The organism is Micromonospora sp. WMMB235 (assembly GCF_001855515.1).
In the GTDB taxonomy this organism is placed as follows: Bacteria; Actinomycetota; Actinomycetes; order Mycobacteriales; family Micromonosporaceae; genus Micromonospora; species Micromonospora aurantiaca.
The window spans coordinates 5,345,107-5,361,119 of record NZ_MDRX01000001.1 but is presented as its reverse complement, the minus strand read 5'-3'; the positions used below and the strand labels follow the sequence as shown (position 1 = coordinate 5,361,119).

Genomic DNA, 16,013 nt, shown 5'->3' with positions numbered 1-16,013 from the left:
CGCTCACGGCTGGTTCTCCGGTGGCGGCTCGACCACCTGGCGGCCCTGGCCGGACACCGGGCAGCTGGTGCGTACCGGGCAGACCCGGCACTTGGAGTTGGCCACTGCGGCGAACGTCGAGGCGGCCATCGTGTCTGCGGTACGGCGCACCAGCGCGGTGGCCCACCCGGCCTCCGGGCCCTCCCCGGCCGCCGCCTGGGTCTGCTCCTTGGCGTCCCGCGCGCCGGTGCCGAGCTGCACCAGCGCCGCCCCGCCCGGTTCCTCGCCGAACTCGGCGAACCCGCCCGCCTCCACGGCTGCCTGGTACGCGCCGAGCTGCGGATGTTCGGCCACCTCCCGCTCGGTGACAGCCGTCGACTTGCCGGTCTTCAGGTCGATCACCACGAGCCGCCCCTCGTCGTCGACCTCCAGCCGGTCGACCCGGCCGGTCAGCTGGATCGGACGGGACGGGTCGTCGAGTCGGACCGCGAACTCGTGCTCGATCGCGAGCAGCCGGCGCGGGTTGCCGGCCAGCCAGCGCAGCAGCTTGTCCACCATCGCCTCGGCGCGCTGCCGCTCCGGGCCGGCCATCCACCGGGCGGCCAGCTCGATCGCGTCGAACCGGGCGGCCACGTACTCCAGCAGCGCCTCCCGGTCGACGCTGGCATCCTCGGCCAGCATCGCGGCGGCGTGCACCAGGTTGCCCACGCCCTGCGCGGCGCTGGCCGGGCCGCTGCCGCCGTGCCGTTCCAGCAGCCAGCGCAGGCTGCACCGCAACGCGCTCTCCATCGCCGACGGGGTGACCCGCACCGGCTCGCCCTCGTCGACGAGCGGCCGGTCGTCGGACAGGCCGCGCAGCCCCCACCAGTCGTCCGGGTGCGCGCCGGGCACGCCGGCGGCGGCCAGCCGTGCCAGCTCACCCGCCGCCGCGTGCCGCCGGGTGATCGGCGTCGCCGGGTCGGTGACTGCGGTACGCAGCTCCGCCACAAGCGCGGACAGGGTGAGCCCACGCGGCGGCAGGGTGACCGGGAGCGCCGCGGGCGGCCCGTCCTGCGGATGCTCGTCCCCGTGCGGCACCGGCCCGTCCACGATGCCCCCGCGCGTGGCCGTACGTGTCGGGCCGTTCCCGGTCGGGTTCGGGCCGTTCGGGTTCGGGCCGTTCGGAGCCGGGCCGGTCGGGTTCGGGCCGGTCGGGGCGGTGCCGCCTCCGCCGGTGGCGGGTGGGTCGGCGGCGGCCAGTTCGTGCAGGAAGCGGCTCGGCTGCTCCTCGTGGTCGTCCCCGCCGACAGCGGCGGACGCCACTGCGGTGACCAGCAGCCGCCGTCGCGCCCGGCTGATCGCGACATGGAACAGCCGCCGCTCCTCGTCCAGCAGCGCCGACGTCTGCCCGACCAGGCTGGCCCGCAGCCCGGCGCCGTCGGCGCGACCGGCGAGCACGTCGACGAGCCGCTCCGAGCCGAGCAGGCTGCCGCGCAGGCGCAGGTCCGGCCAGACGCCCTCCTGCACCCCGGCCACCGCGACCAGATCCCACTCCAGACCCTTGGCGGCGTGCGCGGTGAGCAGGCGTACCGCGTCGCCCCGGTCGGCGGCGGCGGCGAGCGTGTCGGCGGGCAGCTCCTGCCCGAGGACGTGGTCGAGGAACACCTCGGTACGCGCGCCGGGCAACCGGTCGGTGAACCGGGCCGCCGCGTCGAAGAGGACGAGTACGGCGTCCAGGTCACGGTCGGCGGCCTCGGCCCGCCAGCGCTGGGCGGTCTCGTGCTCGCCGGTGGCCGCCCGCCCCCGGGTGATCGCCCCGGCCCAGCGTTCGGCCAGCCCGCTCTCCCGCCACACCGCCCAGAGCACGTCCTCGACTGTGGCGCCGGGCCGGCCGGCCGTCTCCCGGGCGGTCGCGAGCAGGTGCGCCACGGCCTGCGCGGGGGCCGCCCAGCGACGCTCGATGGTGGCCAGTTCGGCCGGGTCGCGAAGTGCCTCCACCAGCAGCTCGCCGGAGGGACGGCGGTCGCCGGCGGCCAGCGCCAGCGCCCGCAACCCTTGGCGCAGCCGCCGTTCGGCCAGCGGGTCGGCCCCGCCCAGCGGGGAGTGCAGCAGCGCGACGGCCGCCTCCTCGTCCAGCCGGTCGGGTTCGAGCGCGCAGCGCAGCAGGAGCAGCAGCGGGGCGACCGCCGGCTGGAGGTGCAGCGGCAGGTCCTCGCCGTGCACGACGGTCGGCACACCGGCCGTGTGCAGCGCGCGCCGCAGCGACGGCAGTTGCCGGCCGGTGGAGCGGACCAGCACCGCCATCCGGGACCACGGCACGCCGTCGAGCAGGTGCGCCTCGCGCAACGCGTGCGCCAGCCACGCCGACTCGCTGGTGGCGGACCGGAACGTCAGTACCTCCACCGTTCCGGCGGGCACGCCGGGAAGCGGGCGCAGCCGCCGGTGCCCCGCCGGGCCGCGCAGCCGCCGGGCCAGCCGGGCGGTCGCCGCCAGCAGTTCCGGCCCGGCCCGGTACGAGGTGGTCAGCGTGACCTGCGCCGCCGGAGCACCGGAGGCGGTGCGGAAGCGGTGCGGGAACGTGGTGACGCCCGCCGGGTCGGCGCCGCGGAACGCGTACGTGGACGAGTCCGGGTCGGCGAACGCGACGAGGGACCGGCCGCCTCCGGCCACCACGGCGAGCAGGTCGAGCTGGGCCGGGTCGGTGTCGGCCAGCTCGTCGACGTACACGTGGGTCAGGCGACGACGCTCGGCGGCGAGCAGCTCGGGGTCGTCGAGCAACATGCCGGTGGCGGCGCGCACCAGTTCCGCCGGGTCGTACGCCACCGAGCCCCGGTTGCTCACGTCACGCAGGGCGAGCACGGCGACGTACTCCCGCAGGAAGCGCGCGGCGGCCGGCCAGTCGGCGCGGCCCAGCTTCTCGCCGAGCCGGGCCAGCTCGACCGGGCCGACGCCGCGCTCCGCGGCACGCATCAGCAGGTCGCGGAGCTGCTGGGCGAACGCCCGGGTACGCAGCGCGGGGCGCAGGTCCTCCGGCCAGCCGACCGGGTCGTCGCCGGGTTCCTCCCCCACCACGTCGAGCAGCTCACGAATGATCAGGTCCTGCTCGGGGCCGGTGAGCAGCCGGGGCGAAGGCTCACCGCGTTCGGCAGCCGCGCGGCGCAGCAGCCCGAAGGCGTACGCCGGGAACGTGCGCACCAGCGGCTCACGGATCACCCGGTGCCCGCCCTCGGCGATGCGCGCCTCGATCCGGTGGCGCAGTTCGGTGGCGCCGCGCCGGCCGAAGGTGAGCACGAGGATCCGCTCCGGGTCGACACCCTCGGCCACGCGGGCCGCGACCGCCTCGACGAGCGTCGTCGTCTTGCCGGTGCCAGGGCCGCCCACGACGAGCATCGGCCCGTCGGTGTGCGCGATCACCTCGGCCTGCACCGGGTCCACCGCACGCACACGGCTCAGGCCCTGCCCGGCCCCGGTCTCCCGGGTCTCGTCGCCAGTCCGCGCTTCTTCGCCTCCCGCATCCGGCGTGGTCGCGGGTGGGGCAGCTCCGCGTGTGCCGGTGCCGGGTGTCGCGGGAGTCGTGGCGTCGGCGGGCGGCGTGATGGGCTCCGGGTGTGCGGCATCGCCCGCCGACCCCCCGGATCGCGGCTCCGCATCAGCCGGCCCACCGGGCCGACCCACCCCCTGCCCCGCCCCGGCGTCGTGGGTGACCCCCGCCTCCGCGCCGCCGGGCCGGCGCACCAACCGGTACGCCTGCATCACCGACATCCCACCACGCCGGTACGACACCCGGAAACCGACCGCCGTCCCGGCCGTCACCAGCTCACCTGCCCGCAGCGTGCACCACTGCCCGGCTCTGCCACACACCCCTAGATCAACACCACCTCGGGGAAATGGCCACATCACACACGCCCGGACACCACCACCTCCCCGAAATGGTGTCGATCAAGCCCGCCGAAACGGTGGTGAACAAGGACGGGCCGACCGGGCGGGCGGGGTGGGTCAGGTCAGGCGGGTGTCTATCAGGTCCAGGGCGGCGGGGACGCTGTCGGCGACCAGCAGCAGGTCCAGCGCGGCCGGCTTGAGGAACCGCTGCTCACCGAGCCCGCGGATCCAGTCGAGCAGCGGCCGGTAGAAGCCGTCCACGTCGACGATCACCATCGGCTTGGCGTGCAGGGCCAGGGTGGCGGTGGTCCAGACCTCGAACAGCTCGTCGAGCGTGCCGAGCCCGCCGGGCAGCGCCACGAACGCGTCGGACTTCTCGTCCATCAGCGTCTTGCGGCTGGCCAGGCTGTCGGTGACCAGCAGCTCGTCGGAGTCCAGGTCGGCGACCTCCAGGTCGACCAGGGACTGCGGGATGACGCCGACGGTGCGACCGCCGGCCGCCCGCGCGCCCTGCACCACGGCGCCCATCATCCCGACGCAGCCGCCGCCGCTGACCAAGGTGTGGCCGCGCCGGGCCAGTTCCTCACCGGTCTCGGTGGCGAGCGCCAGCCAGCGGGCGTCGAGGGTACGGGAGGACGCGCAGAAGACACAGACGTTGGCCACGGGTCAGCTCCGTCCCGCCGGGCCCTCGGGGGCGGCCTCGGCGGCCGCGCGCTGGTCGGCGGCCACCCGGGCGACCGCCTCCTCGCGGACCGCTTCCTGCTCGGCGGAGAGCACGGCCTCGGCCTCCACGATGTGCCGGACCGCCTCGTTGACGTCGTCGGTGAGGCGGATCAGGTCGAGGTCGGCCGGACCGATCTTGCCCTCGGTGGCCATGGTGCCGCGCAGCCAGTCGAGCAGGCCCTGCCAGTAGTCGGTGCCCATCAGCACGACCGGGAAGCGGGTCACCTTGCCGGTCTGCACCAGGGTGAGCGCCTCGAACAGCTCGTCCAGGGTGCCGAAGCCGCCGGGCAGCACCACGAACGCCTGGGCGTACTTGACGAACATGGTCTTGCGGGCGAAGAAGTAGCGGAAGTCGATGGCCAGGTCGACCCAGTCGTTGAGGCCCTGTTCGAACGGCAGCTCGATGCCGAGCCCGACGGAGAGGCCACCGGCCTCACCGGCGCCCCGGTTGGCGGCCTCCATCACGCCGGGACCGCCGCCGGTGATCACCGCGTACCCGGCCCGGGCCAGCGCGCCGCCCAGTTCCTCGGCCATCCGGCACTCGGGGCTGTCCGGCTTGCTGCGGGCGGAGCCGAACACGCTCACCGCCGGGGGCAGGTCGGCGAGGGTGTCGAAGCCCTCGACGAACTCGGACAGGATCCGCAGCGCGCGCCAGGCGTCCTTGGTCTTCCAGTCGCTGCGTCCCCGGGAGTCGAGCAGCCGCTGGTCGGCCGTACTCGTCGGAATCGCCCGGTTGCGCAGCGTCACCGCGCCGCGATGCCGTTCTCCCCGGTGCCGCTCCCCCCGCTGGCCGCGCCCGGCCGACATTCCGCTGCTCTCGCCCATGGGGTCACCGTAGTAGAGCGGCTCCGGCGGGGCGCGCAGGCCCGGGAGCCGAAGAAATCTTTGGGATCCGGGCAACTAATTCGGTCGCACGTACGTCTTACTATTCACATACCCGGTATACCCCGGGCGACGCGCCTTCGGGGGAGGAGCCAGCGTTGATCAGTAACAGCGAGATGATCCGGATCCGCCGTCAGATGCAGCGGCGGATCCGTGACGTGGTGGCCGAGCGCCGCCGCGCCCGGATGATGGAGACCCACCGGTCCGACCTGACCGGCGAGACCGGCGAGGCGGAAGCACCCCTGACGACGACCGTCTGACGGTCCCGGGGTCCGCGAGGCGGGCGCGGACCCCGGGATCGCAGCGCGTCAGGCCGGGGCCAGCCAGCGGTGCAGCGTCGCCGCGCCGTCCCGGATCTTGGTCAGTTCGACGTGCTCGTCCTTGTGGTGCGCCAGGTTCGGGTCGCCGGGGCCGAAGTTCAGCGCCGGAATGCCCATGGCCGCGAACCGCGCCACGTCCGTCCAGCCCAGCTTGCCGATCGGCGCCGCACCGACCGCCGCCAGGAACTCCTGCGCCGCCGGGCTCTCCAGTCCGGGCGGCGCACCGGCCGCCGCGTCGGTGACCTCCAGCTCGAAGCCGGCGAAGACCTCGCGCAGGTGCGCCTCGGCGCCCGCCGGGTCGCGGTCCGGGGCGTACCGGTAGTTGATCTCGATCTCGCAGCGGTCCGGGATGACGTTGCCGGCCACCCCGCCGGTGATCCGCACCGCGTTGAGACCCTCGCGGTAGTCGCAGCCCTCGATCGTCACCCGGCGGGCCTCGTACGTGGTCAGCCGCCGCAGCACCTCGCTCGCGCCGTGGATGGCGTTGACGCCGTGCCAGGAGCGCGCCGCGTGGGCCCGCTCGCCGTGCGTGGTGACCACCGCCCGCATGGTGCCCTGGCAGCCCGCCTCGACGATCCCGTACGTCGGCTCCAGCAGCACCGCGAAGTCGGCCTCCAGCCACTCGGGGTGGCTCTGCGCGACCAGGGTGAGGCCGTTGTACTTCGACTCGATCTCCTCCGCCTCGTAGAAGAAGTACGTGACGTCGTAGCGCGGGTCGGGCAGCGTCACCGCCAGGTGCAGCGCGAAGGCGACCCCGGACTTCATGTCGGAGGTGCCGCAGCCGTACATCAGGTCGCCACGCATGGTCGAGGGGAAGTTGCCGTTGAGCGGAACGGTGTCCAGATGGCCGGCGAGCACCACGCGCTGCGCCCGACCCAGGTCGGTCCGGGCCATGACGGTGTTCGAGTGCCGGTAGGTGGTCAGGTGCGGCACACCGCGCAGCACCTCCTCGACGCAGTCGGCGATGGCCTTCTCGTTGAGGGATACCGACTCGATGTCGACCAGGGCGCGGGTCAGCGCCACCGGATCGGCCAGGACCTCGGGGGTCAACGGGTTCTGCATGTCTCGCACGGTACCGTCATCCTCGGTGGGCGCGAGGGACACGTGCCGCGCCCCCGGCCGCGAGCAGCGGCGGACGCCGCCGCCGGAACGAGAGGTGACACAGTGACGTCCGCACCATCCGCCTGGGGCATCGGCCTGGCCACCGTCACCACGCAGGACCAGGTGCTCGACACCTGGTACCCGACCGGCAAGCTGGGTCTGGGCGAGCTGCCTCTGGTGCCCGGCGAGGACCGGGCCGACGTGCTCGACCTGCCTCCGGGCGCGATCGGGGAGCGGGCGCTGCCCGGGTTGCGCACTGTCGAGGTGACCACTGTGATCGGCTCGCTGGACGACCCGATCAAGGACGCCGCCGACGCGTACCTGCGGTTGCACCTGCTCTCCCACCGCCTGGTGCGGCCCAACGAGCTGAACCTCGACGGCATCTTCGGCAAGCTGGCGAACGTGGCCTGGACGTCGGCCGGGCCGTGCCCGCCGGAGCGGGTGGACGAGCTGCGTGTCATCGAGCGGGCCGCCGGCCGCCACCTGTCCGTGTACGGGGTGGACAAGTTCCCCCGGATGACCGACTACGTGGTGCCGTCGGGGGTGCGGATCGCGGACGCGGACCGGGTCCGGCTGGGCGCGTACCTGTCGTCCGGCACCACCGTGATGCACGAGGGCTTCGTCAACTTCAACGCCGGCACGCTCGGCACCTCGATGGTCGAGGGCCGCATCGTGCAGGGTGTGGTTGTCGGCGACGGTTCCGACATCGGCGGCGGCGCCTCGATCATGGGCACGCTCTCCGGCGGCGGGACCGAGAAGGTGCGCATCGGTGAGCGGAGCCTGGTCGGCGCGAACGCCGGTGTCGGCATCACGCTCGGCGACGACTGCGTGGTGGAGGCGGGCTGCTACATCACCGCCGCCTCGAAGATCACCCTGCCGGACGGCCGGACGGTCAAGGCCCGCGAGCTGTCCGGCGTCGACGGGCTGCTGTTCTGGCGCAACTCGGTGACCGGCGCGCTGGAGGCGAAGCCCCGCACCGGCCAGGGCATCGCGCTCAACGCCGCGCTGCACGCCAACGACTGAGCCGTACCCCCGTCCGGGTCCGCGACGGCGACCGCCGCGCGGACCCGGACGGCCGGCTCACCGCAGGCGGTACGCCTGGATGATCCGCTGGGTCACGGTGTTGCCGGCGTCGTCACGGGCGGTGGCCCGCAGCGACGCGTACCCCGGGCCGGCCGGGTGCCGGACGGTGGCCGTCCACGCCCCGCCCTGCTTCTTCAGGGCCGCCTTGTGCCAGGTCTTGCCACCGTCGTAGGAGACGTCGACGGTGAGCGCCACGACCCGGCCGGACGGCGCGCCGGGCTGGCGCTGCACCGTCACCGGCACGGTAAACGTCCGGCCCGCCGGGGCCGAGCTGTCCGCCGCCAGCGGCGGGGTGAACCGGACCGCCATGGCCGGCAGCCGGGCCGGCACGTCGCCCGGTACCCGCTTGGAGCGGAACGTCCAGCTCGCCGTGACCTCGGTGCTCAGGTCGGTGAAGCCGCGCGTCGCACTGGTCTCCAGCCGGTAGTTCGCCGTTCCCGGCGGCACTGTGAACTCGCCGTAACCCGGGTAGGGCGACTCGTCGACCAGCTTGCCGTTGCGGTAGAGCCGGGTGTGCTCGGTGTCGTTGAGCGAGCCGCCCGGGTGCCCGGCCGCGTCGCTGTGCACCGGCAGCGAGACGATGACGGTGTCGCCGGTACGGGTGATGCCCTGCTCCGGCCACTGCGGCTGCGGGAACGACGGGCCGAACGGGGCCTTGTTCCACTCGTCGCGGTAGCTGTGCCCGGCCTGATAGCGGGTCGGCACTCGTTCCAGCGCCGCCCGCGGCTCCAGCCAGCCCTCCTCGGCCCGCTCACCGAAGGCCAGCTCGGCGCTCCAGCGGGTCCGGGTGACGCTGAGGTGGTCGATCCGCTTGCCCGGCACCTGGACGGGCAGGACGATCGCCGAGCCGCCCATGTTGTAGTCGCGCTCCGCGTAGACGACCAGTTCGTTGTCCATCCCGGCGTAGCCGGCGGCGAACCGGTTCGTGACGGTGGCCAGGTCGGCCGGCCGGTAGTGCCGGACGAAGCCGGTCGGGAACCGGCCCGGGAACAGGTCGTTCAGGCCGTAGAAGTACGGGCTGCGCTCGGGCGCTGTCGGCTCGACCCACTGGCTGGCGAGCGCGCCGACGAAGACCTTGTCGGAGACGGTACGGCCGATCTGGGCCGAGTAGAGGCCCTCGAACCTGTCGGTCCACAGCCCGAAGCTGTTGTAGTAGTCGCCGAATCCCCAGGCCGCTGTGAGGTCGATCAGCAGTGGCGCCGCGCCGCGCTGCGGCACCGTGGTGCGGATCGGCTTCGCCCGCCGGGCGTCCAGCGCGAGCCGCTGGTTCCCGGCCACCACCAGTTCCGGCTGGGCGAGGAAGGAGACCTCCGACCAGCCCTGGTCACCGTCGACGAAGATCAGGCTCTGTACGCCGTACCGGCCCTTCGGCACCCGGATCCGGGTCTCGCCGCCGGCGCCGTAGACGTCCCGGTAGGTGCCGTCGTCGAGCCCGAGCAGGACGGTGTAGTAGCCGTCGGTCAGGGCGCCGGAGCGGTTGCGGTGGGTCACGGTCAGGTCGTAGCTCTCCACCTCGCGGTCGACAGCGAGCGGGGTCACCACCGCCGCGCCGCCGGCGCGGGCGAGCAGGCGGCCGGTCCAGTAGCCGTCGGCGCCGCCGAGCCGGGTGTCGATCACCACTGTCACCTGGGCGCTGTCGCCCGCCGGAACGGTGAGCCGCGAGGTGCTGAGGGTGAGCATGCCGGCCGGCGCGGTCCGCCCGCCCGGTCCGGTGAACTCGGTGCTCAGGTCCAGCGTGAGCGGGGCGGTCCCGCCGTTGCGGTAGGTGACGGTCCGGCTGACCGGCTGGTCGTCGGTGTGCGGCCAGGCCGCCACGCCGAACGAGACGGACGCCGGTTCGCTCGTCACCTGCTGGGTGATCGCGCGGGCGACGTCGACCCGGCCCGCACCCTGCTGGAACGCGGTCTGCTCCGGGTGCGGCTTCGCCGAGGCCATCAGCGTCGCCTTGTAGCGCTCGGGCGTCCAGCCGGGGTGCTGCTGGGCGAGCAGCGCGACCGCGCCGGCCACGTGCGGGGCGGCCATCGACGTGCCGGACAGCGAGGCGTACCGGTCCCCCACCGGGTCGCCGATCTGGCCGTGCGCGGCCCGCGCGGCCACGATCTCCACACCCGGCGCGGTGATGTCCGGCTTGATCGCCCCGTCGCCGACCCGGGGCCCGCGGCTGGAGAAGTCGGCGAGCGCGTCGTCCCGGTCCACAGCGCCGACCGCGAGCGCGGCGTCGGCGGTGGCCGGCGAGCCGACCGAACCGTCGGCGCCGTCGTTGCCGGCGGAGATCACGAACAGCGTCCCGTGCTGCTCGGTGAGCGTACCGACCGCCTCCTCCAGCGGGTCCACCTCCGGGGTGTCACCGCCGCTGAGGCTCATGTTGACCACAGTGGCGTGCTGCTCGGCCGCGGCCCACTGCATGCCGGCCAGGATGGCCGACTCGGTGCAGCCGTAGACCTCACAGACCTTCCCGGACAGCAGCGTGGCGTCCGGCGCCACGCCCCGGTACTTCCCGCCCGAGGCGGCGCCGCTGCCCGCGATGGTGGAGGCCACGTGCGTGCCGTGTCCGACGATGTCGTCCGGGTCCGCCTCCTCGGTGAAGTTGCGCGACTCGGCGACCTTGCCGGCCAGGTCCGGGTGGCTGAGGTCGACGCCGGTGTCGAGCACCGCGACCCGCACGCCCTTACCGGTCCAGCCGGCGGCCCAGGCGGTCGGCGCGCCGATCTGCGGCACGCTGTGGTCGAGAGTCAGCCGCCGCCGGCCGTCGAGCCAGATCCGGTCGACACCCCCCGCCGCGTCGAGCCGGGCGCCGGAGCGGTCGGCGCTCACCGCCTTCCAGAGCGCGCCGGTGTCGCCCTTGTCGGCGACGACGGCCGCGCCGGCGATCGCCGGCAGGTCGCGGGTCACCCGCGCGCCGGCGAGCGGGGCCGCCGTCCGCCGGGCCACCCCCGGCCGGTACGTCACGAGCAGCGGTACGCTGCCGCGCCGCGCGTCGTCGTACCCGGCCTCGATCAGCCCGCTCACGTCGAACAGGCGCCGGTCGAGCTTGCCGGCGCGGACCAGCGGGAGCGCGTCCTGCGGCATCACGGTGAGCCGGTCGCGCTCCCGCCCGACCAGGAACTGGATGCCGGCGCGGCCGGCGCCGGGGCGTACCGCGGCACGGCCGCCGGGGGCGACTGTGACCCGGTCGCCGGTGATCAGGGTGACGGTGACCGGGCCGGCGCCGGGCTGGGCGGACGGGCCGGCAGGGGCGGACGGGCCGGTCGGCGCGGTGGGCGCGGCGGCCAGCGCGGGCACCGGCAGGCCGAGCGCCAGCGCCAGGCCGAGGCCGAGCGCCGTCATCTTTCTGCGGTTCCGGAGCAACCTTCCTCCTTCGTCGGACGTTTCATCGATGAGAGACACATCGACGCGGGTATCAGGATTGCATACCGCGTATGCATCGGGAAGTCGCCGATCCGACGGAACCGCCGCCCCGGTCCCGGGCGGGCCGGGACGATCGAACAATGACCTCCATGAAGGACCGGATGCTGGCCGGCGAGCAGTACATCGCCGACGACCCCGCGATCATCGCCGATCTGGAGCGCGCGGCCCGGCTCGGCGAACGCTTCAACCGCAGCTCCGCCGACGACCCGGCGGGCCGCCTCGCCGCGCTGCGCGAACTGCTCGGCTCGCTCGGCGACGACGCCTGGGTCCGGCCGCCGCTGTACTGCGACTACGGCTTCCAGACGCACATCGGCCCGCGCACCTTCGTCAACTTCAACGCGGTCCTCCTCGACGTCGCCCGCATCACCATCGGCGCGGACGTCCAGATCGGACCGAACGTGCAGCTGCTCACCGCCACCCACCCGGTGGAGCCGGAGGCGCGCCGGGCCAAGTGGGAGTCGGCCCAGCCCATCACCATCGGTGACAACGTCTGGCTCGGCGGGGGCGTGATCGTGCTGGCCGGGGTGACCATCGGCGAGAACACGGTGGTCGGCGCCGGCGCGGTGGTCACCCACGACCTACCGGCCAACGTGGTGGCGGTGGGTAACCCCGCTCGCCCGATCAGGAACCTGGGCCAACCGTCCTGAGCTGCGGGAACAACCGTTCCAGCGGATGCGGATTCCCGCCCGGTCACGCACTCTGGGTAGTAGTGCGTTTACCGGGAGGCACAATGGAACGGGTCCTCGAACTGCGGGTGCATGGGGTCTCCAACACCCCGCCGGATCAGCTGCTCGGCCTGACCGCCGGTGTCAACGGTGACGGTGCGCAACCAACACTGGTCGCCGGCGGTCAGACCACCGGCTTCTACCGGTCCAGCACCGCCGGCCGGGACGACCCGATCACGGTCGAGGCGTACAGCTGGGGGCAGTTGACCTCCGGCGCGCGGACCCGGCGGGACGTGGAACGGGCGCTGTGGACGCTGATGCTCCCTTTCGCGCTGGCGAACGTCGCGCTGCACGCCCGCGCCGGCATCCCGCCCGACCCGGACCAGGAACGCTGGGCCAGCCGGTCCGGCATCACCGCCTGGTTGATCCGCCTGTTCTGCCTGAGCCTGACCTGCACGCTCGTCGTCACAGTGACCGGTGTCGGAGTGGACCTGGTCGGCTGGCAGTGCGTGGACGCGGCCTGCCTCGGCCGGCTCCCCGGCCCGTGGGAGTTCCTCGGCGACTCCTGGTGGCGCGAGGGCACCCGGGCGCTCGCGCTGGGGCTGCTGCTGCCGCTGCTCGTGCTGGCCGCGATCGGGCTCGTCGCCTTCCGCACCTACCAGTACGAGGCGCAGATGCCCGCCGACCCGCACCACCACGCGCCGGCCCGGGAGAATGGTGAGCCGGTCGAACGACCGAACCCGCGCGAGCCCCCGCAGAACCCGCTCCAGGACCCGACGTTCTGGAACGGGGAAGGGCAACTGCGCCGGGCCGCCGTGCTGCACCTGTGCACCGGCGCCGTCAGCGCCGCAGCCGTACCGGTCGCCGCGGTGCTGATCATGGATCCGCCGCGCGGCGTACGGGCCGCCGTCGCCTGGCCCACCGTGGCGCTGCTCGCCGCCGTGGTGGTGATCGCCGTGGTAGCGGTCGCCCGGCCCTGGCTGAGCCGACGGCAGGGCGCCACCCCGCTCGGCCGGTGGAGCGCGGCGGTCGCGACGCTCACCGCGCTCGGACTGGTCGGGGCGTTCGTCCTGCTGCTGCTCCCCGACGGGGCGGCCGGGCAGCCGCTGTCGGCGTACCGGCCGCCGGACGGGTGCGCGGCGCAACCGGACACCGCCGGCTGTCGCGCCGACCGGTCACTGCCCGGGTACGACACCGCGATCGCCTGGCTCGTCGCGTACCAGGTGCTGTTGCTGCTCGCCATCGCCGCGGCGAACCGCTCCGGCCGCCGGGCGCTGATCGGACCCGCCACCGGGATGCTGCTGCTGCCGCTCGGCGCGACATGGATCGAACGCGGCCTGCCCGTGCTGCCCGCCGCACCGGACGAACTGCACACCTGGATGCTGGTCGGCCCGGCCGTCGCGCTGGCCACCGCCGGACTGTTCCTGCCCCGTCTGCGGCCGGCGGTGCCGACCCAGCCGCTCGGCGCGTACACCGATCTCGCCTGGCACGGCTGCGCCCCGGCGGTCATCGCCGGGTTCGGCTGGATGATGGCGGTGGCGTACTGCGCCGGGCTGCTCTACTGGGTCAGCGACCGGCTCGACGCGTCGGCCGAGCCGAGCGGCCCGAGCCGGGTCGTGCCGCCACTGGCCGTCTTCTGGGCCGGGCTGGCCTGCGCGATCGGCCTGGCCGCGCTGATCGCGCTGCTGATCCGGGCCGTCGTCCTGCTGCACCGGCTGCGCCGGGTCGAGTACGCCGGGCTGGCCGCCACGCCCGGCCTGTCCGCGCACGACCTGCGGCGCTGCCGCGACGTCAGCACCTACCGGGCACTGCACCGGCTGGTCGGCGAGCACGCCGTGCGGCTCGTGGGCTGCTACGCCGCGTTCTGCGCGATCCTTGTCACCCTCTGCTGCGCCGCCGCGCTGTCCGGCGAACGGCCCAGCCCGCTGTCCCCGTCCGGCTGGCAGACCGCCATCCACTGGACCGCCGAGCGCGGCGACACGCTCCTCGGCTGGCTGCCGGTGGTGATGGCGGCGCTCGGGCTGCTCGTCTACCGCACCGACTCGGTACGCCGCTCGGTCGGCGTGATCTGGGACGTGTGCACGTTCTGGCCCCGGGCCGCGCATCCGCTCGCGCCGCCCAGCTACGCCGAACGCGCCGTACCGGAACTCCAGACCCGGGTCGCGGGGCTGCTGGCGCTGCCGCCGCACCACGGCGACCGGATGGACGGCGTCATCCTCTCCGGGCACAGCCAGGGCACCGTCATCTGCGCCGCGGTACTGCTGCAACTGCCCCGCCGGTGGCGGCGACGGACCTGGTTCTTCTCCTACGGCTGCCAGCTCACCCGGCTCTACGGACGGGTCTTCCCGTCCTACTTCGGGCCGGAACGGCTGCGGGCGCTGGCCGGCGCGCTCACCTGGCCCGGCGGGCACGTGGCCTGGACGAACTTCTGGCGGGACACCGACCCGCTGGGCTGGCAGGTCAGCGCCGGTCAGCGGGACGTGCCGGTGGCCGACCCGGAGGCGCTGCACCCGTCCGGCGGCGAGGTGGCCGACCCGCCCATCCGCAGCCACAGCGGCTACCCGGAGGCGGTGGAGTTCACCCGCGAGCGGGCGGTGGTGTCCAGGCTGCTGCGCCGCACCGTGCCGTCACCCCGGCAGCGGACCGGCTGACCTCGCCCGGCCTCCCGCCCGCGACGGACCGGCGCCCCGGCCCGGCGTCACGCCTGCGGCGGGTCGGCCAGGCGTACCACCAGGTCGGCGTGCCCGGCCGTGCCCGCGACCCGCCGGGCGTTCTCCTCGTCGCTGCCCAGAGCCCACGCGCGGGCCTGCTCCGGCGACTTCCCGTACGCCTCGTGGCGCGCGGTGAGCCGGCGCAGCCGCAGCTCCGCGTCCAGGTCCAGGAACCAGATCTGGTGTACGAGCGTGCGCACCTCCTCCCACGGGTCGTCCCGCAGCAGCAGGTAGTTGCCCTCGGTGACCACCAGGCGCACCTCGGGCGGCACCTCGATCGCCCCGGCGACCGGTTCCTCCAGGTCGCGGCGGAACTCCGGCGCCCACACCGACGTCGGTTCCACCCGGCGCAACCGGCGTAGCGTGGAGACGAAGCCGTTGACGTCGAACGTGTCCGGCGCGCCCTTGCGGTCGGCCCGGCCGAGCCGCGCCAGCGCCGACCCGGCCAGGTGGAAGCCGTCCATCGGGACCAGCCGGGCGACCGGGCCGAGCGCGGCCACGATCCGTTCCGCCAGCGTGGACTTGCCCGCGCCGGGCGCGCCCGCGATGCCGAGCAGCTGACGCGGGCCGTCCTCGGCCAGCGCGCGCGCCCGGGCGACGAGTTCGTCGAGCCCGAGCACCTCCGCCTGTGGCATCAGCCCAGCACCGGCTCGCTGATGGTGAACCGCGCCTCGACCGCCGCCTGCACCGGCTGCGGCGCCGGGTCCAGCTCCAGCTCGCGCTCCGGCTCGCCGGAGCGCGAGTACGCCGCCCCGACCATCATCATCGGCGGCCCGGCGCTCATCCCGGTGTCGGACAGCTCGCGCAACGCGATCACCTGGGCGCCGAGCGCCTCGGCGTACTCCCGGGCCCGGACCAGCGCGTCGGCGATCGCGGCCTGCCGCGCCTCCCGGTAGGCCGGGCTGTCCGGACGCAGCGACCACACCGGCCCGGCCACCTCGACCTGCTCCTGGTCGGCCAGGCGGAGCATCAGGTCACCGAGCGCGGTGAAGTCGGTGGTCGTCACTGTGGTGCTCACGCTGCCCTGGTAGGCCACCACCCGCTCGCCGGCGCGCTTCGTCACCGGCCAGACGTGGACCTGGCCGGTCTCCCGGCGCTCCACCACGGGCCCGGCCGCGTCGAGCAACGCGCGCACCGCGGCGGCCCGTTCGGCCAGCCGGGTCAGTGTGGTCTCCCGGTCCCGGTCCCGCGCCACCGCTGTCACGGTGAACCGGGCCAGCTCGGGAGCCACCTCCCGATACGCCTCACCGCGTACCGCCACGACCGGTGCGTCAGCCATGCCG

Annotated in this window: 11 protein-coding genes; 4 read left to right on the top strand and 7 right to left on the bottom strand. The window is 74.4% G+C overall.

From position 1 onward, the window contains the following. Positions 1 to 3: 3 nt before the first annotated feature. The 3 genes from BFV98_RS23800 to BFV98_RS23790 form a co-directional block, all read right to left on the bottom strand. Positions 4 to 3,711, bottom strand: coding sequence for an ATP-dependent DNA helicase (locus BFV98_RS23800; protein WP_071098972.1), 3,708 nt, complete (start codon positions 3,709 to 3,711; stop codon positions 4 to 6). Between the two features lie 243 nt (positions 3,712 to 3,954). Beyond that, positions 3,955 to 4,500, bottom strand: a complete 546-nt coding sequence (locus BFV98_RS23795) for a TIGR00730 family Rossman fold protein (protein WP_013288424.1) — start codon at positions 4,498 to 4,500, stop codon at positions 3,955 to 3,957. Between the two features lie 3 nt (positions 4,501 to 4,503). Continuing rightward, positions 4,504 to 5,367, bottom strand: coding sequence for a TIGR00730 family Rossman fold protein (locus BFV98_RS23790; protein ID WP_013475238.1), 864 nt, complete (start codon positions 5,365 to 5,367; stop codon positions 4,504 to 4,506). A gap of 173 nt (positions 5,368 to 5,540) precedes the next feature. Between BFV98_RS23790 and BFV98_RS32340 the strand changes: the two genes are divergently transcribed. Next, positions 5,541 to 5,702 (top strand): hypothetical protein, encoded by a 162-nt coding sequence (locus tag BFV98_RS32340; protein WP_013288426.1) that lies wholly within the window; start codon positions 5,541 to 5,543, stop codon positions 5,700 to 5,702. A gap of 48 nt (positions 5,703 to 5,750) precedes the next feature. Here BFV98_RS32340 and dapE read toward each other — a convergent pair whose 3' ends face one another. Beyond that, a complete protein-coding gene (dapE, locus tag BFV98_RS23785; RefSeq protein ID WP_030273854.1) occupies positions 5,751 to 6,824 on the bottom strand; it encodes a succinyl-diaminopimelate desuccinylase in 1,074 nt (357 codons plus the stop codon). A 102-nt stretch (positions 6,825 to 6,926) separates the two neighbouring features. Between dapE and dapD the strand changes: the two genes are divergently transcribed. Continuing rightward, positions 6,927 to 7,886 (top strand): 2,3,4,5-tetrahydropyridine-2,6-dicarboxylate N-succinyltransferase, encoded by a 960-nt coding sequence (gene dapD, locus BFV98_RS23780; RefSeq protein ID WP_071097834.1) that lies wholly within the window; start codon positions 6,927 to 6,929, stop codon positions 7,884 to 7,886. A 57-nt stretch (positions 7,887 to 7,943) separates the two neighbouring features. Here dapD and BFV98_RS23775 read toward each other — a convergent pair whose 3' ends face one another. Continuing rightward, positions 7,944 to 11,294: a S8 family serine peptidase gene (locus BFV98_RS23775; RefSeq protein ID WP_071097832.1), complete on the bottom strand. Its 3,351-nt coding sequence runs from the start codon at positions 11,292 to 11,294 to the stop codon at positions 7,944 to 7,946. A 140-nt stretch (positions 11,295 to 11,434) separates the two neighbouring features. Here BFV98_RS23775 and BFV98_RS23770 point away from each other — a divergent pair, with 140 nt between their 5' ends. Then, complete coding sequence (locus BFV98_RS23770; RefSeq protein WP_030273850.1) at positions 11,435 to 12,001, top strand: sugar O-acetyltransferase; 567 nt, start codon at positions 11,435 to 11,437, stop codon at positions 11,999 to 12,001. A gap of 83 nt (positions 12,002 to 12,084) precedes the next feature. Continuing rightward, the gene (locus BFV98_RS23765) at positions 12,085 to 14,670 is read left to right on the top strand and encodes a hypothetical protein (protein ID WP_030273848.1); all 2,586 of its coding nucleotides are present in this window, start codon (positions 12,085 to 12,087) and stop codon (positions 14,668 to 14,670) included. 47 nt (positions 14,671 to 14,717) lie between these two features. On the opposite strand, the gene BFV98_RS23760 is transcribed toward BFV98_RS23765, so the two are convergent. After that, positions 14,718 to 15,365 carry a nucleoside/nucleotide kinase family protein gene (locus BFV98_RS23760; protein ID WP_030273846.1) on the bottom strand — a complete coding sequence of 216 codons (648 nt, stop codon included), beginning with the start codon at positions 15,363 to 15,365 and terminating at the stop codon, positions 14,718 to 14,720. Then, complete coding sequence (locus tag BFV98_RS23755; RefSeq protein WP_013288433.1) at positions 15,365 to 16,009, bottom strand: SIMPL domain-containing protein; 645 nt, start codon at positions 16,007 to 16,009, stop codon at positions 15,365 to 15,367. The genes BFV98_RS23760 and BFV98_RS23755 overlap by 1 nt, the downstream gene beginning before the upstream one ends. Positions 16,010 to 16,013: the final 4 nt, after the last annotated feature.